We start from the raw sequence: 24,960 nt of genomic DNA, 5'->3' as shown, positions 1-24,960 counted from the left end.
GGCGATTCTAGAAAGCGCTTTGGTTCCGGTCAACCATTCAGAAATTACGTATCAGAATCCTTCCACTTAGAACGTATCTTTCCAAGACCTCAAGCTAGCAAATACCTCACTCCCGGCCCGGTTATCCCGGCCATTCCGTTCGTCCGCTTTTTCTTTAACGGATGTTTCAGAGGTCCGCAGAAAAGGGTTAGTGAGTTTTTCCAGGGCCAGGGTCGAAGGCAATGTGATCTCGCCGTTGGCCCGCAGTTGCCGCACGTGTTCCACCCGTTTGGCGATATCCGTGTTATGCGGTTCCACGGCCTGGGCGAATTTCAGGTTACTTTGTGTGTATTCGTGGGTGCAGTACACCAGCGTGTTGGCTGGCAATGCCGCCAGGCGCTCCAGAGAGGTGTGCATTTGTTGCGGGGTGCCTTCGAACAGTCGGCCACAACCGGCGGCGAACAGGGTATCGCCACAGAACAGCACGCCTTGGTGATAAAAGGCGATATGGCCGAGGGTGTGACCGGGTACGGCAAACACCTCGAAGTCCCACCCCAGCACGTTGATGCGGTCGTTGTCCTGCAGGGCGATATCCCGCGCCGGGATCTTTTCATTGGCCGGGCCGTAGACCGTGGCGCCTGAAACACTTTTAAGTTGCTCGACGCCGCCGACATGATCATGGTGATGGTGAGTCACCAGGATGTCGCTGAGGGTCCAGTCGGGGTGCTGCTGGAGCCAGGCCAGCACGGGCGCGGCATCACCGGGATCGACTACCGCGCAGCGCTTGTTCGGCTGATCCTGTAACAGCCAGATGTAGTTATCGGTGAAGGCGGGCAGGGCACTGATCTGTATCATTCTTTGATTCGCCAAGCTGAACACATTGGTGCATCTTAGAGCTTCTTGGCGCGTTGGAGAATGCAATGACTGATAAAGCGTTCGCCCAGGCCGATCCCGAGTGGCTGGCACTGATCAGTGCCGCCCGTGAATGGCTGTCCGGGCCTGTCGGGCAATTTTTACTGGATGAAGAACGGCGCATGCTCGAAGACGAGCTTGGCCGGTTCTTTGGTGGCTACCTGGTGCATTACGGCCCCTCGGCGCAAACCCCGCCGTCGGCGCCGCAAGTGCAACGCAACGTGCGCCTGGGGGCGCCGTTGCCGGGTGTCGAGATTGTTTGCGAGGAGCAAGCCTGGCCGTTGAGCGAGCATGCTGCCGACGTGGTGGTGTTGCAGCATGGCCTGGATTTCTGTCTGTCGCCCCATGGCTTGCTGCGCGAAGCCGCCAGCAGCGTGCGCCCAGGTGGCCATTTGCTGATCATCGGCATCAACCCCTGGAGCAGTTGGGGCTTGCGGCATGTATTCGCCCATGATGCCTTGCGCAAGGCACGCTGCATCTCGCCGTCGCGCGTCGGTGACTGGTTGAACCTGCTGGGCTTTGCACTGGAGAAACGCCGCTTCGGGTGCTATCGTCCGCCGCTTGCGTCCGCCAAGTGGCAGGGCCGGTTGGCCGGCTGGGAGCGCAGGGCCGGAGCCTGGCAATTGTCTGGCGGTGGTTTCTACTTGTTGGTGGCGCGCAAGATCGTCGTAGGCCTGCGGCCGGTGCGCCAGGTACGCCGCGAACCGATGGGCAAGCTGGTACCGATGCCGATGGCCAAGGTCAATCGCAAGCAGAGCGAGCAGTAAAAAACCTTTTTTGATTTCAGGTCGAGTCTCTCGACCTCGGGCCTTTGTCGGTCGATTATCGGCAACCCGCTTTGATGGATCCCGCTTTAATGGACAGTGAAATGACCGATACCGTAGAACTCTTCACCGATGGCGCCTGCAAAGGCAATCCCGGCCCCGGCGGATGGGGCGCCTTGCTGGTGTGCAAAGGCGTGGAGAAGGAACTGTGGGGCGGCGAAGCCAACACCACCAACAATCGCATGGAGCTGATGGGGGCGATTCGCGGCCTTGAAGAGCTCAAGCGTCGTTGCGACGTGTTGCTGGTGACCGACTCCCAGTACGTGATGAAGGGCATCAACGAGTGGATGGTCAACTGGAAGAAGCGCGGCTGGAAGACTGCGGCCAAGGAACCGGTGAAAAACGCCGACCTGTGGCAGTTGCTCGATGAGCAATGCAATCGCCACAACATCACCTGGAAATGGGTGCGCGGGCACATCGGCCATCCCGGCAACGAGCGGGCCGACCAATTGGCCAATCGCGGTGTGGATGACGTGCGCGGCTACAAGCAGAGCTGATGCCGGTTGACGTGTTAAGATCCCGCCCCTTGAAATGTACCAAACCGTTGAGAGCTGAACCCTGATGGCCATCCGATCTGTTGTACTCGATACCGAAACCACCGGCATGCCGGTGACCGACGGCCACCGGATCATTGAAATCGGCTGCGTCGAACTGATGGGGCGCCGCCTCACTGGCCGGCACTTCCACGTCTACCTGCAACCGGACCGCGAAAGTGATGAAGGCGCCATCGGCGTCCACGGCATCACCAACGAATTCCTGGTAGGCAAGCCGCGGTTTGCCGAAGTGGCCGATGAGTTCTTCGAATTCATCAACGGCGCACAGCTGATCATCCATAACGCGGCGTTCGACGTTGGCTTCATCAACAACGAATTCGCGCTGATGGGCGCGACCGACCGGGCTGATATCACCCGGCACTGCTCGATCCTCGACACCTTGATGATGGCCCGTGAGCGTCACCCGGGCCAGCGCAACAGCCTCGATGCCTTGTGCAAACGCTATGGCGTCGACAACTCCGGCCGCGAACTCCACGGCGCCTTGCTCGACTCCGAGATCCTCGCCGACGTTTACCTGACCATGACCGGTGGCCAGACCAGCCTGTCCCTGGCCGGTAACGCTTCGGACGGCAATGGTTCGGCAGAAGGCTCGGGCAATCGCCCTTCGGAAATCCGCCGCTTGCCAGCAGATCGCCAGCCCACCGCGATTATTCGCGCCAGCGAGCAGGACATGGCCGAACACGCGGCCCGTCTTGAGGCAATCGCCAAGTCCGCCGGTGCACCCGCGTTGTGGACCCAATTGATCCAGCAATAAAACCGTCTGAAAAACCTGTAGGAGCGAGCTTGCTCGCGAAAAACCTGAGAGCGCCGTTGGGTGTCAGGTTTCCCGCGTCATCGTTAACGACCTTCGCGAGCAAGCTCGCTCCTACGGTTATCATCCAAGCGCCAATCCCTGGCTGGCCCTGATCAAGTCATAAGCCTTGCGTGCAATCGGGTTCGCCGTGTTCGGGCGAATCCACAGGTAATACGTCACCTCCGGCATCCTCGGCAGCCCGTCGTTCTCTCCCAATACCCGCATGTCCGGCCCGAGCATTTCCATGCTCCGTGGGGTCACGCCGAGCCCTGCGCGGGTTGCCGCCTTGATCCCGATCAGGTTCGATGCCAGGTACGCCTGCCTCCACGGGATGTTCGCCCGTTCCAGCGCCTCCAGGGCATAGCGCCGATAAATGCTCGGCTCATCCACCAGAATCAACGGCAGCGGCTCGCTCGGCGAGTGAATGTACTGCGCCGAACAAATCCACCACACCGGCGAGGTGCGTAACGCAAAGCCCTCCAGGTTGGCGTCGGCGCGGGTGGAGATCACCATGTCGACCTTGCCCCGATGCAAGTCATCCATCAGGAACGGGCTGCGACCCACGTCGATTTCCAGGCGCAGGCGCGGTGCCGAGCGGGCGATGTGGCTGAGGATCGGCGGCAGGATGGTGTCGGCGATGTCGTGGGGCGAGCCGATGCGCAGCACACCGCTGAGGCTGCTTTCCCGCAGGGAATTGAGTGCATCGTCATTCAGCGACAGCATCTGCCGCGCATGCCGCAATAGCTGCATTCCCGGCTCTGTCAGTTGCTTTTGCCGGCCGCGCTTTTCAAACAGGCTGACGCCCACTTGCTGTTCGAGGCGCTGCATATGCTGGGTGACGGAAGATTGCGTGCGGGCCAGGTGAGCACCGGCTTCGGCGAAGCTGTGGTGATCGACCACGGCGATAAAGGTGCGGAGCAGTTCGAGATCGAGGGTCGACATGGCCATTCCAGGGCATTTTTTATATCAAGGGCAGGAAGATAAACATTACATATTTTTATGTGTTATCACGCCGAATTTTTACAGGGGCTAATGATTACGAGTATATGGCCAAAAACAAGGTCGTCCATATACGGGAAGTTATAACGATATTAGATATTTGAATTTCCGTTCCCTCGGCACTCTCCCTAGCATGCCCCCACATCAGGTCGGGGTACGCCGATCGCTAATGAGGGGAGTTCCATGGGTTTTGTGCGCGCGGCGGTAAAACGAAGGTTGCCTGTGGTCCTGGGCGCATTGATCGCCCTGGGCGGCAGCGCGTTGGTGCAGGCCGACGCGACCCTGGACAAGATCCAGCAGCGCCATGTGCTGGTGGTCGGCGTGCTGCTTTCCGGCGGGCCGTTTGGCGGCATCGACCCCACCACTCAGAAACCCAAGGGTTTGAACGTCGAGCTGGCCAACGAGCTGGGCCGTCAGTTGGGCGCCGAGGTGCAACTGGTACCGGTATTGCCGGCAAACCGCGTGCAGTTCCTGCAGCAGGGCAAGGTCGACTTGCTGATCGCCAATATGGAATGGACCGCCGAGCGCGGCGAAATCCTCGGTTTCGTACCGACGCCGTTCTACAGGATTGGCGGCACCGCAGCGGTACTCAAGGACAGCAAGATCACCCACTGGGAAGACCTCAAAGGCCAGCCGGTGTGCACCTCCCAGGGCAGCAGCTACGTCAAGCCGCTGACCGAACTGGGCGCACAGATCAAAGGCTTCAAGAGCTCCTCCGAATCCCTGCTGGCCCTGCGCGGCAATAACTGCGTCGCGGCGGTGCATGACTCCACCCTGATCAACCCGCTGATCAACGACAGCGCCGAATGGAAGGACTACCGCGCCATCAGCCCCGAACTGAACCCGGCGCCGTCGGTGATCTGGACTCGCCGCGGCGAGAACGACACCCAGGCCAAACTCGACCCGATCATCAAGGAACTGCACCGCAGCGGCTGGCTGATCGATGCCCAGACCCGCAACCACATCACCCCGGCTTCCCCGGCGCTGGTGGAATTGCAGAAACAGTTCAAGGGCGCCTGACACATGACGTTGAAAACCCTGACTGCCTTGGGCCTGGCACTGTGCGCAAGCCTGGCCCACGCCGACGCCACCCTCGACAAGATCGAGCAACGCCACGCCATCAGCGTCGGCGTGATCCTCAGCGGCCCGCCGTTTGGCACCCTCGACCCCAAGACCGGCGAACACCTGGGCTACAACGTCGAACTGGCCAAGGGCCTCGGCCAGGCGCTGGGCGTTGAGACCAAGACCGTCTCGGTACTGGCGCCCAACCGGGTGCAGTTCCTGCAACAAGGCAAGGTCGATGTGCTGATCGCCAACATGCAGTACACCGACGAGCGCGCCGAGATTCTCGACTACGTGCCCACGCCTTATGAAGAAGTCGGCGGCGCGGCGTTGATCCGCAAAGGTGCCGAGATCACCCAGTGGGCCGACCTCAAGGACAAGCCAGTGTGCGTGTCCCAGGGCAGCAACTTCATCAAACCGTTGCAGGAAACCTACGGCGCACAGATCAAGGCGTTCCGCAGCCAGTCCGAATCCCTGCTGTCGTTGCGCGGCAATGGCTGCGTGGCGGCGGTGCACGTCAGCCCGACCATGCATGCGCTGCTGGAAGATGCCGAATGGTCCGGCTACGAGATCCCGTTGCCGGGGGATTTGATCCCGTCCAAATCCGTGATCTGGATCCGCAAAGGCGAGCACGACACCCAGGCCAAGCTCGACGCCATCGTGCGCGACTGGCATCGCAGCGGCTGGTTGATCGCCCTCGGCGAACGCACCGGCATGGCCCCGTCGCAGGCCCTGCGTGATCTGCACGAGCAGTACAGCCATGAGTGAACGGCTCTTCGCCACCCTGCAGCAATTGCTCGGCGCCGCCCATGTGCAGCGCAGTGAAGACGCCCCCCAGTACCTCACCGACAAACAGGGCCGCTACACCGGCCAGGTGATCGCCGTGGTACACCCGGCCAATACCGAGGAGGTCGCCGCCGTGGTGCGTGCCTGTGTGGCCCTGGAGGCGCCCATCGTGGTCCAGGGTGGCAACACCGGGCTGATGGCAGGCGCGACGCCGGACGCCAGTGGCCGTGCGGTGCTGCTGTTGCTTGACCGGATGAATCGGGTGCGCGTGATCGATACCGACAACGACACCCTGACCGTCGAAGCCGGCTGCATCCTGCAAAACATCCAGGACGTGGCCCGGGAGGCCGATCGCCTGTTTCCGCTGAGCCTCGGTGCCGAAGGCAGTTGCACCATTGGCGGCAACCTCGGCACCAATGCCGGCGGCACGGCGGTGCTGCGCTATGGCAACACCCGCGAGCTGACCCTGGGCCTGGAAGTGGTCACTGCCGAAGGCGAAATCTGGAACGGCCTGCGGGGTTTGCGCAAGGACAACACCGGCTACGACCTGCGGGATTTATACGTGGGCAGTGAAGGCACCCTCGGCATTATCACCGCCGCGACCCTGAAGCTGTTCCCGCTGCCCAAGGCCCAGGCCACCGCGTTGCTGGCGTTTGATGAGTTGGCTCAGGCCGTCGCTTTTCTGTCCCATGCCCGCGCCGGTTTTGGCGCAAATCTCACGGCATTCGAGTTACTTGGCGCCGATTGCCTGGCGTTGTTGCGCGAGCAGTTTCCCGAAGGCCCGCAACCGTTCCTCAAGGCCAGCCAACCCTGGTTCGCTTTGCTGGAACTCTCGGATAACCACGGCGAAACCCACGCCCGCGAAGCCTTCGAAAACGTCCTCGGTGAAGCCTTCGAGCAGTCATTGCTGGCCGACGCACTGATCGCTGAAAGCCTGGCGCAAAGCGAAGCCCTGTGGCTGCTACGGGAGAACATGAGCGAGGCGCAGAAGCGCGCCGGGCGCAATATGAAGCACGACATCTCGGTGCCGATCTCGCAAATCGTCGCCTTCGTGGCCCATACCGATGCGTTGTTGCAGGCGCATTTCCCCGGCGTTCGCAACTTTACGTTCGGGCACCTGGGGGACGGTAATCTGCATTACAACGTCGCCCATCCGCTGAGTTCCACGGTGGACGAGCACATGCGCAACTACGCCGAACTGAGCTTGCTGGTGCACGACAGCGCCCACGCTCACGGCGGTTCCATCAGTGCCGAGCACGGAATCGGCCAGCGCAAGGTCGGCATGCTGGGCCGCTACAAAAGCCCGGTAGAACTGGACCTGATGCGCCGCATCAAGCGTGCCCTCGACCCGAAAAACCTGCTCAACCCCGGCAAAGTCCTGGAGATGCAGCCATGACGATTCGCCTGTCCAAGCGGGTGCAGCGGGTGTCGCTGTCGGCCAACGCGGCGGCCAAGTCCCGCGCCACGGAACTGCGTGATGCCGGCCGCGACATTCTAGACCTGACCACCGGCGAGCCGGACTTCGATACGCCCGACCACATCAAGCAAGCGGCCTACGCCGCCATCGCCGCAGGCGCTACCAAATACACCCCGACACCTGGCGTAAAGGCCTTGCGCGTCGCGGTGCAGCGCAAGCTGGCCGAAGAAAACCACCTGGACTATTCGCTGCCGAATATCGTGATCGCGAACGGCGCGAAACAGATCATCTTCAACGCCTTCGCTGCCACCCTCGACGACGGCGATCAAGTGCTGGTGCCGACGCCGTACTGGCCGTCCTTCCCTGACAGCGTACGGTTCAACGGTGGCGAGCCGGTGTTTATCGAGTGCGGCCTGGAGCAGGGTTGCAAGCTGCTGCCGGCCCAACTGGAACAGCACATCAATGAACGCACCCGCTGGCTGATCCTTAATGGTCCGGGCAACCCGAGCGGTGCGGTGTATAGCGAGGCTGAACTACAGGCGCTGGCCGAGGTGCTGCGTCGCCATCCCCAGGTGATGGTGCTGCTGGATGAGCTCTACGAGCACATTCGTTTCGACGGTCGCCCGGCCCAGAGTCTGCTGAACCTCGCGCCGGATCTGCAGGACCGTTGCCTGCTGGTGGGCGGCGTGTCCAAGACCTACGCCATGACCGGCTGGCGCATCGGGTTCGGCGCCGGGCCGCAGACCCTGACCAATGCCATGGCGGTGGTGCAATCGCAATCCACCTCCGGCGCTTCTTCCGTCGGTCAAGCCGCTGCGTTGGCCGCATTCACCGGCGGGCTGGGTTTCCTCTTCGAGCAGGTGGCAGCCTATCAACTGCGCCGGGACCTGCTGATGATGGCCCTCGGCACCGTCGATGGCCTGGAAGTGCTCGAGCCCCAGGGTGGCTTTTTCGTGTTTGTGCGCTGCGCCGGTTTACTTGGCCGCTATCGCCCGGACGGTCAACAGCTGAACGACGACGGCGATGTCGTCGCCTACTTGCTGGAGGAGGGCGTGGCCGGTGTAGCCGGCAGCGCCTACGGCCTGTCGCCGTGGTTTCGCCTGTCCATTGCTACGGCGACCGACAGCGTGGCTGAAGCCGGCCGCCGTATCGCTGTCGCCTGCGGCAAGCTGCGGGGCACCGAATGAGCCATTGGCTGGAGATTTTTGTGCATTGGGCCGCCGGTATCGGCCTCAACTACAGCTTCCTGCTGGATGCCTATCAGCGCGGCACCCTGGAGCAGGGCGCGCTGACCACCGTGCTGTTGTGCCTGTTCACCATCGTCGGCAGCCTGCTGGCGGGGATCAGCCTCGCGGCGCTGCTGACTTCGGGCAATCCGTGGCTGGCCAAGCCGGCGCGGGTGTTTATCGAAGTGACCCGCAACACGCCTACGTTGGTTCAGCTGTACTGCGCGTTCCTGGTGTTGAACATGCTGCTGACCCAGGCCGTCGGCGCGGCCAACCCGCTGACGCCGTTTGCCTGGGTGGTGATCGTGATCTCGCTGCACAAGGGTGCGTTTCACGCAGAAGCCCTGCGCGCCGGCATCGAGGCGGTACCTTCCGTGACCCTGGAAGCCGCCAGCTCCCTGGCCTTTAGCAGCCGGCAACTGCTGTGGAATGTGCAGCTGCCGTTAGCCCTGCGCTTCGCGCTGCCGTCGCTGATCAACAACCTGATCGACCTGGTGAAAATGACCGCCGTGGCCTCGGCCATCGCCGTGGGCGATATCACCTACGCCTCGATCATGATCTGGACCCAGAGCGACAACGTGCTGGAGCTGATGATTTTGATCCTGAGCTTCTTCGGCTTGCTGAGTTTTACCGTCAATTGTGTGGGGCGCTGGCTGGAAGCGCGCCTGAGGATGCCCGGTTATGGCCATTGATTCATTCCCGGTGCTGTCGGCGTTGCTGCAATGGTCGCCAGCACTGGTCAGCGGTTTCGGCCAGAACATCCTGATCAGCCTGGTGGCGATTGGTCTCGGTTCGCTGCTGGGCCTGATAGTGGGCGCGCTGGCCATGTCGCCATTGCGGCTGCTGCGCTTGCCGGCACGCGTCTGGGTGCAGATTTTCCGCAATGCGCCGTGGCTGGTGCTGATCTATTTCACCACCTACGTGTTTCCGTTCGAGATCCATATCGGCAGTTCTTACGTGTCGTTCCCGGACTGGGTCAAGGTGACCATCGGCCTGGCGTTGCCGGCCAGCGCCAACGTGGCGGAGATCTTTCGCGGCGCCATCGGCTCGATCCCCAGCACCCAGTGGGAAGCCGCGCGGTCGCTGGCATTCACCCGTGGCCAGATCTTCCGTTCGATCATCCTGCCCCAGTGCTTCAAGCGCATGTTGCCGCCGTGGATGAACCTCTACGCGGTGGTCACCATGGGCACCGCCCTGGCGTCGCTGGTGGGCGTGCACGACGTGATCGATACCGCGCAGATTGCCAGCAACACCGTGAACATGACCGGCTTTACCGTGGTGATCTACCTGAGTTTGCTGGTGCTGTTCTTTGCCTATTGCTACCCGATTTCCCGTTTGACCCAACGCCTGGAGCGCCGTTATGCCTTCTATTGAACCCCTGGTCAGCCTGCGGGACTTGCAGCTGTCGTTCGGTGACAACCGGGTGCTCAAGGGCATCGACCTCGACGTGCATCGCGGCCAGGCGGTGTCGATCATCGGCCCGTCGGGCTCGGGCAAGTCGACCATCCTGCGTTGCATCACCGGGCTGTTGCAGCCCCAGCGCGGCACCATTCGCGTCGGCGAAACCCGGGTCGATACGCTGACCCAGGAAGCCCAGCGCATCGAGTTGCGCAAACGCGTCGGGTTTGTGTTCCAGCAATACAACCTGTTCCCGCATCTGTCCGTGCTGGAAAACCTGGTGATCGCCCCGCGTAAGGTGCTCGGTCGTAACCGCGCCGATGCCGAGAAGGACGCGCGGGCGCTGTTGGCCAAAGTGCGCATGGAGCACAAGGCGGATGCCTATCCCGGCCAATTGTCCGGCGGCCAGCAGCAGCGGGTGGCGATTGCCCGGGCGTTGGCGATGCGCCCGGAACTGATTCTGTTCGATGAAGTGACCTCGGCGCTGGACCCGGAAACTGTCGGTGAAGTGTTGACGGTGATTCGCGAGCTGACCGAAGAGGGCATGACCTGCGTGCTGGTGACCCATGAAATGCGCTTCGCCGAAGAGATCAGCGACATCGTCTACTTCACCGAAAACGGCGTGATCGTCGAGCACGGCAGCGCTGAACAGATCTTCCAGCACCCCACCAGTGACCGCACCCAGGAATTCCTGCGCCATGCATTGGGCGATCCCGGCCGTCGGCCACCGATCGCCAACGATCCGTACCTGTTGACCAACCTGAGCCGCTACACCCTGTCTGTCTAATAAGAGGAACCTCGTCATGAGTACCGCAAACCGTGCCGCCGTTATCGAAGACTTCCTGCAGCAGATCCGTGTCATCAACCAGCGTGGCGTAGACCGCGCGGCCCTGGTGGAAATTGTCGGGCTGCTGGAAACCCTGGCCGAGCGCCGGGACCTGTTCAACTTCAACGAATTCCCCGCGCCAGTGCCGGGGCAGGGCAGCACTGCTTTCCGCTATCGCCTGAATGACGATGGCGACACGCCGACCCTGTACCTGAATTCGCTGCTGCCGGGCAAAAGCACCCTCCCTCACAACCACGAAACCTGGGCGATCATCAGTGCCGTCGAAGGCCAGGAAATCAACTACGTGTATGGCCGCAACGATGAAGGGCGGGATGCAGGCTTCACCACCCTGACCCTTGAGAAAGAAGTCATTGTGCAACCGGGCACTTCCATCTCGTTCCTCGGTGAAGACCTGCACGGGATTCGTGTTGAAGGTGAGCAGGCGACCTTGCACTTCCACCTGTACGGCTTGCCGCTGGAGTCCCTCAATGGCCGTTATGGCGTTGAAGCAGACGGCCGAATTCTCAACTACAACGCCTCGCAGATGGCGCCTTCAATCCGGGCCTATTCCTGAGCACAACACACATCAAATGTGGGAGCGGGCTTGCTCGCGAATGCGGTTTTTCAGTCAATGGATGCGTTTCTGACCCACCGCATTCGCGAGCAAGCCCGCTCCCACAATTAGATCCGCGTTCATCCAGGGTTTTTTATGATTGATCTGTATTACTGGCCCACCGGCAATGGCCTGAAAGTCGGCATCCTGCTGGAAGAGCTGGAGGCGGAGTACCGTCTGATTCCGGTCAACATCCGCGAAGGCGCGCAGAAGCAGGAAAGCTTCCAGCGCATCAGTGCGAATGGGCGGATTCCGGCGATTGTCGACCACAGCCTTGAAGCACCCCTGAGCCTGTTCGAGTCCGGGGCGATCCTGAACTACCTGGCGGACAAGGCCGGGCGTTTCCTGCCGCCCGCTGGCACCGCCGAGCGCCAGAAGGTCCAGGAATGGCTGTTCTGGCAGGTGGGGCATATCACCCCGTACCTGAGCCAGTTGCAGCTGTTCAAGGAGAAGGCCCCGGAGCCGATTCCCTTCGCCCTCGACCTGCTTAACGCCGAAGCCACGCGCCTGTATCGGGTGCTGGAGCAGCGCTTGGCCGAGGTTCCGTATGTCGCAGGCGAATACTCGGTGGCCGACATGGCGATCTTCCCGTGGATCCAGCCCCTGCGCCAAGGCCAGGACCTGGCCGACTACCCGAACATCCAGGCCTGGCGTTTGCGCATCAAGGCGCGCCCGGCGGTCCAGCGGGCCTACGCCAAGGGACGCGAAGTCGCCGCCGGCGAGCGTTCGCTGGCCTTGCAGTAACTCATCTTTTTTTTGCGGGACTTCCATGAGCCAGACCATCACACCCGGGCAATTGCAACAATGGCTGTTCGACGGCCAGGAAATCGCCCTGTTCGACGTACGCGAGCACGGCCAATACGGCGAGGCCCATCTGTTTCACGGGGTAAACCTGCCCTATAGCCGCCTGGAACTGGAGGTGCAGCGCCTGGCGCCCAACCCTCAGGTGCGCCTGGTGATTTACGATCAGGACGGCGGCGATGTGGCTGCGCGCACGGCGCTGCGCTTGCAGGCGTTGGGCTACCGGCATGTGCATGTACTGGAAGGGGGTGCTGACGGTTGGGTGGCTGCCGGCCTGCAGCTGTTTGCCGGGGTGCATGTACCGTCAAAGGCTTTTGGCGAGTTGGTGGAAGAAGCCAGCCACACGCCCCACGTCACCGCGCAGCAACTGGCGGACTGGCAGGCCAAGGGCGAGCCGCTGGTGGTGCTGGACGGCAGGCCGTTTGATGAGTACCGCAAGATGACCATTCCTGGCTCCATCTGCTGCCCTAACGGTGAGCTGGGTTACCGCGTGCACGACCTGGTGCCGGATGAGACGACGCCGATCGTGGTCAATTGCGCCGGCCGTACCCGCAGCATTATCGGCGCCCAGACGTTGATCAACCTCGGCGTGAAGAACCCGGTTTATGCATTGGAAAACGGTACCCAGGGTTGGTACCTGGCGGATTTCAAACTGGAGCATGGCAGCACCCGCCGTTATGCCGATCAAGTCTCTACTGATCTGGTGCAGCAGCGCCAAGCCGCCCGGCAATTGGCGGAGCGGGCAGGGGTGGTCAGTGTCAAGGCGGAGCAGGTTCGCCAATGGGCAGCGGACCCGGCCCGCAGCCTGTTCCTGTGTGATGTGCGCACCGCTGAAGAGTTTGCCGCCGGCAGTTTGCCAGGGGCGCAACATGCGCCGGGCGGGCAGTTGATCCAGTCCACCGACCTGTACATCGGCGTGCGTCAGGCGCGGGTGGTGCTGCTGGACAGCGACGGCGTGCGTGCGCCGATTGTCGCCAGTTGGCTGCGCCAGTTGGGGCATGAGGCGTATGTGCTGGAGGGTGGAATCCACAGTGGATTGGCGTTGGAGGTAAAGGGGGCTGTCCCCTTTGAAGCGCTGCCGGTGATACCGGTGCAGGCGCTGGCTGACGCGTTGAAAGATGGCACCGTTGACCTGGTGGACCTGCGCCCGAGCATGACCCATCGCAAGGGCCGGATTGCCGGTTCGCGCTGGTCGATTCGTTCGCGGTTGACCGCCGGTGCGCGTCCGTTGGTGCTGGTGGCGGACGATCCGGCGCTGGCTGCTTTTGCTGCGCTGGAGTTGGGCGACGATGTGCGCTTGCTCGACGGCGGCTATGCCGCATGGGTGGCGGCAGGTTTGCCGGTGATCGAGGACGCGCAGACACCACCCGACGATCAATGCATCGACTTTTTGTTCTTTACCCACGACCGCCACAGCGGCAACAAGGACGCCGCCCGCCAGTACCTGGCCTGGGAAATCGGCCTGCTGGCACAAATGAGCGAAGCGGAAATCGCCAGTCTCAAACCCTTGTTGCCCGCGTCACGCGTGCGCACCCGGTTGATTCATGCCGCGCGTACTGAAGGGGGCAACGGTGGTCGGTCGGTCAACATACCGATCACCCGCCTGAGCACTGTGCTGTTCGACAACCTGGCCCAGATGCGTGACGCCCGCTCCCGACGCGACAGTGAGCGGGTCCTGAGCTACGGCGCACGTGGCAATCCCACTGCGTTTGCGCTGGAAGATCTGGTCACCGAACTGGAAGGCGGCTACCGCACCCGGTTATATGGCACGGGTCTCGCCGCAGCGGCGCAGACGTTGCTGGCCTACCTGCGGCCCGGCGACCATGTGTTGATCACCGACGCCGTGTATTCGCCGGTGCGCAAGCTGGCCCGCGAGTTCCTCCAGCCATTCGGCATCGAAGTCAGCTACTTCAGCCCGGACGGCAGCGGTCTGGAAGCGCAACTGCAAGCCAACACCAAAATGGTCTATGCAGAAGTCCCCGGTTCGCTGTTGTATGAACTGTGCGACCTGCCCGCGATAGCCGCACTGTGCAAGCCGCGCGGAATCTTGCTGGCGGTGGACAATACCTGGGGCGCAGCCTACCTGTACCGTCCGCTGGCGTTGGGCGCCGATATCTCCATCATGGCCCTGACCAAATACCTCGGCGGCCACAGCGACGTGATGATGGGCAGCGTCTGTACTACCGAAGCCGCATGGCCAGCCCTGGCGAAAATCAGCGATACCTTTGGCAATGCGGTGAGCGCCGACGATGCCTACCTGATCCTGCGTGGCGCACGCACCCTGGCTTCCCGGCTGGACGTGCACGAGCGCCAGGCGCTGGCGATTGCCCAATGGTTGCAGGTGCAGCCGCAGGTCAAGCGGGTGTTTCATCCGGCCTTGCCCGAGCATCCGGGGCATGCGCTGTGGAAGCGTGATTTCAGCGGCAGCAATGGCCTGCTTTCGTTCGAACTCAATAATCCCGATGCAGGCTATGTGGAGCGTTTTATCGACGGCCTGCAGCTGTTTGGCCTGGGTGCATCCTGGGGCGGCTATGAAAGCCTGGTGACCCTGGCCGACACGCAAGATCGCCAGAGCGCTGCCGACCGTGGCTTGAACCCGGTGGTGCGCCTGCACGTGGGGCTGGAGGATGTGGAGGCGTTGATCGAGGATCTGCAGCGCGGGTTCGTGGCAGCGGGGCGTTGAGCCTCGCACCATGACAATTTGCGTCCGACCATAGGTGCCCATCGAACTTTGTGTTTAACTTCGGCACCTGAAATTCGTTTCACTACCACCACTAGAAGGATTCCGTTCATGGCTCAAGTTACCCTCCGAGGCAACCCTGTCCAGGTCGAAGGCGATTTGCCGAAAGTCGGCGCCAAGGCGCCAGACTTCACCCTGACTGCTGGCGATCTGTCCGACGCGACCCTGGCGACCTTTGCCGGCAAGCGCAAAGTGCTGAACATCTTCCCAAGCGTTGATACCCCGACCTGCGCCACTTCGGTTCGCAAGTTCAACGCCCAGGTCAACGACGTGAACAACACCGTGGTGTTGTGCATCTCCACTGACCTGCCATTCGCCCAGGCGCGTTTCTGCGGTGCCGAAGGCCTGGAAAACGTGAAGAACCTGTCGGACTTCCGCGAGGCTGCATTCGCTGTCGACTACGGTGTTGCGATTGCTGATGGCCCGCTCAAAGGCCTGACCGCCCGCGCGGTCGTAGTGCTGGACGAGAACGACAACGTGCTGCACAGCGAACTGGTCAGCGAAATCGGCCAAGAGCCAAACTACGAAGCAGCCCTGGCTGTTTTGAAGTAACTGTAACTACGCGTGACTGTCGTTTTGCAGTAACACGTATGATGCAGTATTGCGGCCTGGCCTAGTCCAGGCCGTTTTTATTTGTGCTTCAGACGCTTAGCCGGATAGCCAATGGACTAAGCAAAGAAGTTAAAAGTTGTAAGTCCAAGGTAAATAGCCGGTAAAGGCGCTTTTCTTAACGCGCCCCAGTGCTTATCTTTCAGCCTCCCGAAGAAGAAGCTCTCGCACCCAATGGTTGATCACTCCATGCAATCCACCCCTCGTCACTCCCGCCGCTGGCTGTTCGGCCTGCTCGTGCTGCTGGTCATTGCCGGCTTGTGCTGGAAGTTCTGGCCCGGCAGCCACAAAGACAGCGCAGAGAAGAAGCCTGCCGGGCATGCCGGCAAGTCGGGCATGATGCGCCCGGGCTTTGGTGGTTCTACTGGCCCGGTGCCGGTGCGTGTGGCGCCTGCGGTGCAGGGGGAGTTCCCGGTGTACTACAAGGCACTGGGCACGGTCACGGCATTGAACACCATCAATGTGCGCAGCCGGGTAGGGGGAGAGCTGGTCAAGATCGCCTTTGAAGAAGGGCAGATGGTCAAGGCCGGTGACTTGCTGGCGGAAATCGACCCGCGCAGTTACCAGAATGCCTTGCTTCAGGCCCAGGGCACGTTGCTGCAGAACCAGGCCCAGTTGAAAAATGCCCAGGTCGACGTGCAGCGTTATCGCGACCTGTATGCGCAAGACAGTATCGCCAAGCAAACCCTGGACACCGCCGAAGCGCTGGTGTTGCAGTACCAGGGCACGGTCAAGACCAACCAGGGCGCGGTGGACGACGCCAAGCTCAACCTCGAATTCACCAAGATCCGCGCCCCGATTACCGGGCGTGTCGGCCTGCGTCAGGTAGACGTGGGTAACCTTGTCGCCGCCAACGACACCACCTTCCTGGCAGTGATTACCCAGACCCAACCCATCAGTGTGGCCTTCACGCTGCCGGAAAACACCCTGGAAACCGTGCTGGCGCGCTATCACGCCGGCAACAAGCTGCCGGTAGAAGCCTGGGACCGTGGCGATGTGGCGCTGAAGGCCAGCGGCGTGTTGCAGAGCCTGGACAACCAGATCGACGTCACCACCGGTACCCTCAAATTCAAGGCGCGGTTCGATAACAAGGACCAGGCGCTGTTCCCCAACCAGTTCGTGAATGTGCACCTGCTGGCCGACACCCTGCATAACGTGGTGCTGGCGCCGTCGGCAGCGATTCAGTTCGGCAACACCGGCACCTTTGTCTACGTGCTCGATGGCGACAAGAAGGTCAAGGTACGTCCACTGGTGATCGGTGATTCCGACGGCGACAACACCGTGATCAAGCAAGGCCTGGCCGCCGGCGATCGCGTCGTACTGGAAGGCACCGACCGCCTGAAGGACGGCAGCGACATCGAAGTGGTCAACGACAGCACTGAAGTGCCGACCACGCCGACCGAACACCTCCAGGGCCAGCCGGCAGCCAAGACGCAACAAGGCCCGGCTGATGCCGGCAAGGCGCAAAAGGGCGGCGCATGAACCTCTCGCGGCTGTTCATCCTTCGCCCGGTAGCCACTACCCTGAGCATGCTGGCCATTGTTCTGGCCGGTGCGATCGCTTATCGCCTGTTGCCGGTCTCGGCCTTGCCCCAGGTGGATTACCCGACCATCCGGGTGATGACGCTGTACCCCGGCGCCAGCCCGGACGTGATGACCAGCGCGGTGACGGCGCCCCTGGAACGTCAGTTCGGGCAAATGCCCGGCCTGACCCAGATGGCGTCCACCAGCTCCGGCGGCGCCTCGGTGCTGACCCTGCGTTTCAACCTCGACATCAACATGGATGTCGCCGAGCAACAGGTGCAAGCCGCGATCAACGCCGCCACCAACCTGCTGCCCAAGGACCTGCCGGCACCGCCGGTGTACAACAAGGTCAACCCGGCGGACACCCCGGTGCTGACCCTGGCCATCACCTCCAAGACCATGTTGCTGCCCAAGCTCAATGACCTGGTCGACACGCGCATGGCGCAGAAAATTGCGCAGATCAGCGGCGTCGGCATGGTCAGCATCGCCGGTGGCCAGCGCCAGGCAGTACGGATCAAGGTCAACCCGGAAGCCCTGGCGGCCAACGGCCTGAACCTGTCGGACGTGCGCACACTGATCGCCGCATCCAACGTCAACCAGCCCAAGGGCAACTTCGACGGCCCAACGCGGGTGTCGATGCTCGACGCCAACGACCAGTTGGTCTCGCCCAAGGAATACGCCGAGCTGATCCTTGCCTACAACAACGGCGCGCCGTTGCGGCTCAAGGACGTGGCGCAGATTGTCGACGGCGCCGAGAACGAGCGCCTCGCGGCCTGGGCCAATGAAAACCAGGCGGTCTTGCTGAATATCCAGCGCCAGCCCGGGGCCAACGTCATCGAAGTGGTGGACCGGATCAAGGCATTGTTGCCGAGCATCACCGACAACCTGCCGGCCGGCCTCGACGTGACGGTGCTCACTGACCGGACCCAAACCATCCGTGCCTCGGTCCGTGACGTACAACACGAATTGCTGATCGCCATTGCCCTGGTGGTGATGGTGACGTTCCTGTTCCTGCGCCGTTTCAGCGCCACCATCATTCCGTCCATCGCCGTGCCACTGTCACTGGTGGGCACCTTTGGCGTGATGTACCTCGCCGGCTTCTCCATCAATAACCTGACGCTGATGGCCCTGACCATCGCCACCGGTTTTGTGGTGGACGACGCCATCGTGATGCTGGAGAACATTTCCCGCTATATCGAGGAAGGCGAGACGCCCATGGCGGCCGCGCTCAAGGGCGCCAAGCAGATCGGTTTCACCCTGATTTCCCTGACCCTGTCGCTGATCGCCGTATTGATCCCGTTGCTGTTCATGGCCGACGTGGTAGGGCGCTTGTTCCGTGAGTTCGCCATCACCTTGGCGGTGGCGATCCTGATTTCTCTGGTGGTGTCCCTGACCCTGACGCCGATGATGTGCGCGCGTTTGCTCAAGCGCGAACCCAAGGAAGAAGAGCAAGGCCGTTTCTACAAGGCAAGCGGCGCCTGGATCGACTGGCTGATCGAAGCCTACGGGCGCAAATTGCAGTGGGTGCTCAAACACCAGCCGCTGACCCTGCTGGTGGCCATCGCCACGTTGGGCCTGACTGTGGTGCTGTACCTGGTGGTGCCCAAGGGCTTCTTCCCGGTGCAGGACACCGGGGTGATCCAGGGCATCTCCGAAGCGCCCCAGTCGATCTCCTTTGCGGCCATGAGCCAGCGCCAGCAGGAACTGGCGAAGATCATCCTCGAAGACCCGTCGGTGGAGAGCCTGTCGTCCTACATCGGGGTGGACGGCGATAACGCCACCCTCAACAGCGGCCGCCTGCTGATCAACCTCAAGCCCCACGGCGAACGGGACCTCAGCGCGGCGCAGATCATCACGCGCCTGCAACCGCAACTGGACAAGCTGGTGGGTATACGCCTGTTCATGCAGCCGGTGCAGGACCTGACCATTGAAGACCGCGTCAGCCGCACCCAGTACCAGTTCAGCATGTCCTCACCGGACGCCGAGTTGCTGGCGCTGTGGAGCGAAAAGCTGGTGCACGCCCTCAGCCAGTTGCCGGAACTGTCCGACGTCGCCAGCGACCTGCAGGACAAAGGCTTGCAGGTGTACCTGGTGATCGACCGCGACGCCGCGTCGCGCCTTGGTGTGTCGGTGTCGACCATCACGGATGCGCTGTACGACGCCTTTGGCCAGCGACAGATTTCCACCATCTACACCCAGGCCAGCCAGTACCGTGTGGTGTTGCAGGCGCAATCCGGTGAAACCCTCGGCCCGGACGCCCTGAACCAGATCCACGTGAAAACCACCGACGGCGGCCAGGTGCGGCTGTCGAGCCTGGCCCATGTGGAACAGCGCCAGGCCCAGTTGGCAATTGCGCATATCGGCCAGTTCCCGGCGGTGATGATGTCGTTCAACCTGGCCCCCGGCGTTGCGCTGGGCAAGGGCGTGGAGCTGATCAACCAGGCTCAGAAAGACATTGGCATGCCCGTCGGCGTGCAGACTCAATTCCAGGGTGCAGCCCAGGCGTTCGAGGCTTCGCTGTCGAGTACCTTGCTGCTGATCCTGGCGGCGGTGGTCACCATGTACATCGTGCTGGGTGTGCTCTACGAGAGCTACATCCACCCGATCACCATTCTCTCGACCTTGCCCTCGGCAGCAGTGGGTGCCTTGCTGGCCTTGCTGCTCAGTGGCAATGACCTGGGGATGATCGCGATCATCGGCATCATCCTGTTGATCGGTATCGTGAAGAAGAACGCGATCATGATGATCGACTTTGCCCTCGACGCTGAGCGCAACCAGGGCCTGGACCCGCAAACCGCGATCTACCAGGCGGCATTGTTGCGTTTCCGGCCGATCCTTATGACCACCCTGGCGGCGCTGTTCGGTGCCGTGCCGTTGATGCTCGCCACCGGTTCCGGTGCGGAGCTGCGCCAGCCCCTGGGCCTGGTGATGGTCGGTGGGCTGCTGGTGAGCCAGGTGTTGACCCTGTTTACCACCCCGGTGATCTACCTGTATTTCGACCGCCTCGGCCGTCGCTGGCGCAAAGAACCGGTGCGCCTGGAGCCGGTTGAGCCATGAACCTGTCCGGACCTTTCATTCGCCGGCCGGTAGCGACCATGCTCCTGAGCCTGGCGATCATGCTGCTGGGCGGCGTCAGCTTCAACCTGCTGCCGGTGTCGCCATTGCCGCAGATCGACTTTCCGGTGATCGTGGTGTCGGCCAGCTTGCCGGGGGCCAGCCCCGAGGTGATGGCGTCGACGGTGGCCACGCCGCTGGAGCGCTCCTTCGGCGCGATTGCCGGCATTACCACCATGAGCAGCTCGTCGAGCCAGGGTTCGACCCGGGTGATTCTGGCGTTCGACTCCGATCGTGACATCAACGGCGCAGCGCGGGAAGTGCAGGCGGCCATCAACGCCTCGCGTAACCTGCTGCCCAGCGGCATGCGCAGCATGCCCACCTACAAGAAGATCAACCCGTCCCAGGCGCCCATCATGGTGCTGTCGCTGACGTCGGACGTGTTGCCCAAGGGCCAGTTGTATGACCTGGCCTCGACCATCCTGTCCCAGAGCCTGTCCCAGGTGCCGGGGGTGGGTGAAGTACAGATCGGCGGCAGCTCCTTGCCTGCCGTGCGGATCGAACTTGAACCCAAGGCCCTCGACCAGTACGGCGTGGCCCTGGACGATGTGCGCAATACCATCGCCAATGCCAACGTGCGCCGGCCCAAGGGTTCGCTGGAAGACAGCCAGCGCAACTGGCAGATCCAGGCCAACGACCAGTTGGAAAAGGCCAAGGACTACGAACCACTGCTGATCCGCTACCAGAACGGCGCGGCCTTGCGCCTGGGGGATGTGGCGAAGATCAGCGACGGCGTCGAGGACCGCTACAACAGCGGCTTCTTCAACAACGACTCGGCGGTGCTGCTGGTGATCAACCGCCAGTCCGGTGCCAACATCATCGAGACCGTGAAGCAGATCAAGGCGCAACTGCCGGCCTTGCAGGCGGTGTTGCCGTCCAGCGTCAAGCTGAACCTGGCCATGGACCGTTCGCCGGTGATCACCGCCACCTTGCACGAAGCCGAGATGACTTTGCTGATTGCCGTGGCCCTGGTGATCCTGGTTGTGTACCTGTTCCTCGGTAACTTCCGTGCCTCGCTGATTCCCACCCTGGCGGTGCCGGTGTCGCTGGTGGGCACGTTTGCGGTGATGTACCTGTTCGGCTTCTCCCTGAACAACCTGTCGCTGATGGCGCTGATCCTCGCCACCGGGCTGGTGGTGGACGATGCCATCGTGGTGCTGGAGAACATCTCCCGGCATATCGACGAAGGCGTGCCGCCGATGAAGGCGGCGTACCTCGGTGCGCAGGAAGTCGGGTTCACCTTGCTGTCGATGAACGTCTCGCTGGTGGCGGTGTTCCTCTCGATCCTGTTTATGGGCGGGATCGTCACCAGCCTGTTCCGCGAGTTTTCCATCACCCTGGCGGCGGCGATCATCGTCTCGCTGGTGGTGTCGCTGACCCTGACCCCGATGCTCTGCGCCCGCTGGCTCAAGCCGCATGTCAAAGGCCAGGAGACAGGTTTGCAGCGCTGGAGCCAGAAGATCAACGACCGCATGGTTGCCGGCTACGCCAGCAGCCTGGATTGGGTATTGCGCCACAAACGCCTGACGCTGCTCAGCCTGTTTGTGACCATTGGTGTCAACGTCGCGCTGTATGTGGTGGTGCCGAAAACCTTCATGCCCCAGCAGGACACCGGGCAACTGATCGGCTTTGTGCGCGGCGATGACGGGCTGTCATTCACCGTGATGCAGCCGAAGATGGAAATCTTCCGCAAGGCGGTCCTGCAGGATCCCGCCGTATTGAGCGTGGCGGGGTTTATTGGCGGCAACAGCGGCACCAACAACGCGGTGATGCTGGTGCGGCTCAAGCCTATCAGCGAACGCAAGATTTCCGCCCAGGCGGTGATTGAGCGCATGCGCAAGAATGTGCCACTGGTGCCCGGCGGGCGCCTGATGCTGATGGCTGACCAGGACCTGCAATTTGGTGGTGGTCGCGACCAGACCACCTCGCAGTATTCCTACATCCTGCAAAGCGGCGACCTCGCGGCCCTGCGTCTGTGGTACCCGAAAGTGGTCGCCGCGCTGCGTGAGCTGCCGGAACTGACCGCCATCGATGCCCGTGAAGGGCGCGGCGCGGCCCAAGTGACGTTGATTGTCGACCGCGACCAGGCCAAGCGCCTGGGCATTGATATGGACATGGTCACCGCCGTGCTCAACAACGCCTACAGCCAGCGGCAGATTTCCACCATCTACGACAGCCTCAACCAGTACCAGGTGGTGATGGAGGTCAATCCGAAGTACGCCCAGGACCCGATCACCCTGAATCAGGTGCAGGTGATCACCTCCACCGGTGCGCGCGTCCCGCTGTCGGCGATCGCTCACTATGAAAACAGCCTGGCGGATGACCGGGTCAGCCATGAAGGCCAGTTTGCCTCGGAAAATATTGCGTTCGATATGTCACCCGGAGTCACGGTGGAGCAGGGCACTGCCGCCATCGAGCGGGCGATTGCCAAGGTCGGCCTGCCCGAAGATGTGATCGCGAAGATGGCCGGTACTGCCGATGCTTTTGCCGCCACCCAGAAAGGCCAGCCGTTCATGATCCTCGGTGCGCTGGTGGCGGTGTACCTGGTACTGGGGATTCTGTACGAGAGCTACATTCACCCGCTGACGATTCTGTCGACCTTGCCGTCGGCCGGGGTGGGTGCCTTGCTCTCGATTTACCTGCTGGGGGGCGAGTTCAGCCTGATCTCGCTGCTGGGGCTGTTCCTGCTGATCGGGGTGGTGAAGAAAAACGCGATCCTGATGATCGACCTTGCGCTGCAACTGGAGCGCAAGGAGGGCATGACCCCGCTGGAATCGATCCGCGCCGCCTGCCTTGTGCGGCTGCGCCCGATCCTGATGACCACCCTGGCGGCGATTCTGGGTGCCGTGCCGTTGCTGCTCAGTAGTGCCGAAGGCGCGGAAATGCGCCAGCCCCTGGGCCTGACGATTATCGGCGGGCTGGTGTTCAGCCAGATCCTGACCCTATACACCACGCCTGTGGTTTACCTTTATCTCGACCGCCTGCGCCACCGTTTCAACGGCTGGCGCGGAGTGCGTACCGATGCTGCCCTGGACACTGCGCTATGACCGATTCAACGCGTTCCCCTGTAGGCGCGAGCTTGCTCGCGAAGGGCGTCAACGATAACGCTGGCATCCTGAATGAACCTGGTGTTCTCAGGCTTTTCGCGAGCAAGCTTGCTCCTGCAGTGGGCCTCGTGCTGATGCTCAGCGCCTGCGCCGTGGGCCCGGATTACAAACGCCCCGAATTGACCGAACCGGCTCAGTACAAGGAAGCCCAGGGCTGGCGCCAGGCCGCGCCCAGCGACTCGTTGGCCCGGGGCGCATGGTGGGAGTTGTACGGCGACAAACAACTCAATGAACTGGTAGAAAAACTCAACAACTCCAACCAGACCGTGGCCCAGGCCGAGGCGCGTTATCGCCAGGCGGCATCGCAGGTGCGCAGTGCCCGTGGGGCGTTCTTCCCCACGGTTGACCTGAGTGCCTCGAAAAGCCGGGCCAGCCAGGGTACCGGCAGCAGTAACGCCAGCCTCAGCAGCTCCAGCAGCGGTATCCGCGACACCCTGAACACCCAGTTGGGCGTGAGCTGGGAAGCCGATATCTGGGGCAAGCTGCGCCGGGGCCTGGAAGCCAATGAAGCCAGCGCCGAAGCCAGCGCAGCGGACCTTGCGGCAATGCGCCTGAGCCAGCAATCGGAGCTGGTGCAGGATTACCTGCAACTGCGGGTCATGGACGAACAGACCCGTTTGCTGCAAGCCACGGTGGACACCTACCAACGCTCCCTGCAAATGACCCAGAACCAGTACCGCGCCGGTGTCTCGGGCAAGGACGCCATCGCCCAGGCCCAGACCCAGCTGAAAAGCACCCAGGCCAGCATGATCGACCTGATCTGGCAGCGCGCGCAGCTGGAAAACGCAATTGCCGTGTTGACCGGTGTGCCGCCGGCCAACTTCAACCTGGCGGTGAGCAAGGACATTCCGGCGCTGCCGCAGATTCCGGTGAGCCTGCCGTCGCAACTGCTGGAACGCCGCCCGGATATTTCCCAGGCTGAGCGCTCGGTGATCGCGGCCAACGCGAATATCGGCGTGGCCAAGACCGCCTACTACCCGGACCTGACCCTGAGCCTGGCCGGCGGCTATTCCAGCAGCACCTACGCCGACTGGATCAGCCTGCCGAACCGCTTCTGGTCGGTGGGACCGAAACTGGCCATGACCCTGTTTGACGGCGGCCAGCGTTCGGCGGAAGTCGACCGCGCCGAAGCGTCCTACGACGAAACCGTGGCCAAGTATCGCCAGACCGTACTCGATGGTTTCCGCGAGGTTGAAAACTACATGGTCCAGCTCAAGGTCCTGGAAGACGAGGCGGTCGTCAGTAACGAGGCCCTCGAAGCTGCCCGGGAATCCCTGCGCCTGACCCAGAACCAGTACAAGGCCGGCCTGATCGCTTATCTTGATGTGGTCACCGTGCAAGCGACGGCCCTGAGCAACGAACGCACGGTGCTGACCCTGCTGCAAACCCGGCTGGTTGCCAGCGTGCAACTGATCGCCGCGCTGGGCGGTGGTTGGGATGGGCAGATGCAGCTGAGCGACAAGAAATAAACAACGATCCTGCAGGTGTACTGGCTTGTGTGTGCGGGCTTGCTCGCGAAAGCGGTGGGTCAGTCAACTGTGTATGAACTGACCCACCGCTTTCGCGAGCAAGTCCGTTCACACAAGGGTTTAGCGGTGTTTTTGAGCCAGTAGATTGGCGTCAAATTGTGAATGATGGCTATACGATAATATTTCAGGTGTACAAGATTTATTCTCG

The 24,960-nt window shown here is 62.1% G+C and carries 20 protein-coding genes and 1 pseudogene; 18 read left to right on the top strand and 3 right to left on the bottom strand.

Features of this window, described 5'->3' with window-relative positions; all coding sequences use genetic code 11:
* Positions 1 to 66: 66 nt before the first annotated feature.
* Complete coding sequence (gene gloB / locus HBJ59_RS24440) at positions 67 to 834, bottom strand: hydroxyacylglutathione hydrolase (RefSeq protein ID WP_167665010.1); 768 nt, start codon at positions 832 to 834, stop codon at positions 67 to 69.
* A gap of 65 nt (positions 835 to 899) precedes the next feature.
* Here gloB and HBJ59_RS24435 point away from each other — a divergent pair, with 65 nt between their 5' ends.
* The 3 genes from HBJ59_RS24435 to dnaQ all read left to right on the top strand — a co-directional run bounded on the left by HBJ59_RS24435 (position 900) and on the right by dnaQ (position 3,023).
* Entirely contained in the window at positions 900 to 1,658 is a 759-nt protein-coding gene (locus HBJ59_RS24435; protein ID WP_076013855.1) for a methyltransferase domain-containing protein, read from the top strand.
* 101 nt (positions 1,659 to 1,759) lie between these two features.
* Positions 1,760 to 2,212 (top strand): ribonuclease HI, encoded by a 453-nt coding sequence (gene rnhA / locus HBJ59_RS24430; RefSeq protein ID WP_053255695.1) that lies wholly within the window; start codon positions 1,760 to 1,762, stop codon positions 2,210 to 2,212.
* Between the two features lie 70 nt (positions 2,213 to 2,282).
* Entirely contained in the window at positions 2,283 to 3,023 is a 741-nt protein-coding gene (gene dnaQ / locus HBJ59_RS24425; RefSeq protein WP_167665028.1) for a DNA polymerase III subunit epsilon, read from the top strand.
* A gap of 10 nt (positions 3,024 to 3,033) precedes the next feature.
* Here dnaQ and HBJ59_RS31700 read toward each other — a convergent pair.
* Together HBJ59_RS31700 and HBJ59_RS24420 are read right to left on the bottom strand one after the other, a co-directional pair.
* A pseudogene (locus HBJ59_RS31700) lies at positions 3,034 to 3,147 on the bottom strand (outer membrane lipoprotein carrier protein LolA); the annotation flags it as partial.
* Positions 3,144 to 4,004, bottom strand: coding sequence for a LysR substrate-binding domain-containing protein (locus HBJ59_RS24420; RefSeq protein ID WP_371916612.1), 861 nt, complete (start codon positions 4,002 to 4,004; stop codon positions 3,144 to 3,146). The pseudogene HBJ59_RS31700 and the gene HBJ59_RS24420, both read right to left, overlap by 4 nt.
* Positions 4,005 to 4,244: 240 nt before the next feature.
* On the opposite strand from HBJ59_RS24420, the gene HBJ59_RS24415 reads away from it, so the two are divergent.
* The 15 genes from HBJ59_RS24415 (at position 4,245) to HBJ59_RS24345 (ending at position 24,752) form a co-directional block, all read left to right on the top strand.
* Positions 4,245 to 5,081 (top strand): transporter substrate-binding domain-containing protein, encoded by an 837-nt coding sequence (locus HBJ59_RS24415; protein ID WP_167665009.1) that lies wholly within the window; start codon positions 4,245 to 4,247, stop codon positions 5,079 to 5,081.
* Positions 5,082 to 5,084: 3 nt separating this feature from the next.
* Complete coding sequence (locus tag HBJ59_RS24410) at positions 5,085 to 5,891, top strand: transporter substrate-binding domain-containing protein (RefSeq protein ID WP_167665008.1); 807 nt, start codon at positions 5,085 to 5,087, stop codon at positions 5,889 to 5,891.
* Positions 5,884 to 7,305 (top strand): FAD-binding oxidoreductase, encoded by a 1,422-nt coding sequence (locus tag HBJ59_RS24405; RefSeq protein WP_167665007.1) that lies wholly within the window; start codon positions 5,884 to 5,886, stop codon positions 7,303 to 7,305. Before HBJ59_RS24410 ends, HBJ59_RS24405 begins: the two co-directional genes overlap by 8 nt.
* Positions 7,302 to 8,513, top strand: a complete 1,212-nt coding sequence (locus HBJ59_RS24400) for an aminotransferase class I/II-fold pyridoxal phosphate-dependent enzyme (protein ID WP_167665006.1) — start codon at positions 7,302 to 7,304, stop codon at positions 8,511 to 8,513. The genes HBJ59_RS24405 and HBJ59_RS24400 overlap by 4 nt, the downstream gene beginning before the upstream one ends.
* Complete coding sequence (locus HBJ59_RS24395; RefSeq protein WP_076013862.1) at positions 8,510 to 9,244, top strand: amino acid ABC transporter permease; 735 nt, start codon at positions 8,510 to 8,512, stop codon at positions 9,242 to 9,244. Before HBJ59_RS24400 ends, HBJ59_RS24395 begins: the two co-directional genes overlap by 4 nt.
* Complete coding sequence (locus tag HBJ59_RS24390) at positions 9,234 to 9,926, top strand: amino acid ABC transporter permease (RefSeq protein WP_167665005.1); 693 nt, start codon at positions 9,234 to 9,236, stop codon at positions 9,924 to 9,926. The genes HBJ59_RS24395 and HBJ59_RS24390 overlap by 11 nt, the downstream gene beginning before the upstream one ends.
* A complete protein-coding gene (locus tag HBJ59_RS24385) occupies positions 9,913 to 10,737 on the top strand; it encodes an amino acid ABC transporter ATP-binding protein (RefSeq protein ID WP_076013864.1) in 825 nt (274 codons plus the stop codon). Before HBJ59_RS24390 ends, HBJ59_RS24385 begins: the two co-directional genes overlap by 14 nt.
* Positions 10,738 to 10,753: 16 nt before the next feature.
* Complete coding sequence (locus HBJ59_RS24380; RefSeq protein WP_167665004.1) at positions 10,754 to 11,350, top strand: cysteine dioxygenase; 597 nt, start codon at positions 10,754 to 10,756, stop codon at positions 11,348 to 11,350.
* Positions 11,351 to 11,485: 135 nt separating this feature from the next.
* On the top strand, positions 11,486 to 12,133 hold the full coding sequence (locus tag HBJ59_RS24375) for a glutathione S-transferase family protein (protein WP_167665003.1): 648 nt from the start codon (positions 11,486 to 11,488) through the stop codon (positions 12,131 to 12,133).
* 25 nt (positions 12,134 to 12,158) lie between these two features.
* A complete protein-coding gene (gene metC, locus HBJ59_RS24370; protein ID WP_167665002.1) occupies positions 12,159 to 14,873 on the top strand; it encodes a cystathionine beta-lyase in 2,715 nt (904 codons plus the stop codon).
* 108 nt (positions 14,874 to 14,981) lie between these two features.
* Entirely contained in the window at positions 14,982 to 15,482 is a 501-nt protein-coding gene (tpx, locus tag HBJ59_RS24365; RefSeq protein WP_003207496.1) for a thiol peroxidase, read from the top strand.
* Between the two features lie 231 nt (positions 15,483 to 15,713).
* On the top strand, positions 15,714 to 17,021 hold the full coding sequence (locus HBJ59_RS24360) for an MdtA/MuxA family multidrug efflux RND transporter periplasmic adaptor subunit (protein WP_167665001.1): 1,308 nt from the start codon (positions 15,714 to 15,716) through the stop codon (positions 17,019 to 17,021).
* Positions 17,018 to 20,119: an MdtB/MuxB family multidrug efflux RND transporter permease subunit gene (locus tag HBJ59_RS24355; RefSeq protein ID WP_167665000.1), complete on the top strand. Its 3,102-nt coding sequence runs from the start codon at positions 17,018 to 17,020 to the stop codon at positions 20,117 to 20,119. The genes HBJ59_RS24360 and HBJ59_RS24355 overlap by 4 nt, the downstream gene beginning before the upstream one ends.
* Positions 20,116 to 23,223 carry an efflux RND transporter permease subunit gene (locus tag HBJ59_RS24350; RefSeq protein WP_167664999.1) on the top strand — a complete coding sequence of 1,036 codons (3,108 nt, stop codon included), beginning with the start codon at positions 20,116 to 20,118 and terminating at the stop codon, positions 23,221 to 23,223. The genes HBJ59_RS24355 and HBJ59_RS24350 overlap by 4 nt, the downstream gene beginning before the upstream one ends.
* A complete protein-coding gene (locus HBJ59_RS24345; RefSeq protein WP_306109872.1) occupies positions 23,220 to 24,752 on the top strand; it encodes an efflux transporter outer membrane subunit in 1,533 nt (510 codons plus the stop codon). Before HBJ59_RS24350 ends, HBJ59_RS24345 begins: the two co-directional genes overlap by 4 nt.
* The last annotated feature ends 208 nt before the right edge of the window (positions 24,753 to 24,960 follow it).

This window comes from Pseudomonas sp. AN3A02, from assembly GCF_011765255.1.
GTDB lineage: Bacteria > Pseudomonadota > Gammaproteobacteria > Pseudomonadales > Pseudomonadaceae > Aquipseudomonas.
Note: the sequence above shows the minus strand (reverse complement) of the source record. Positions and strands in the feature narration are given on the sequence as shown.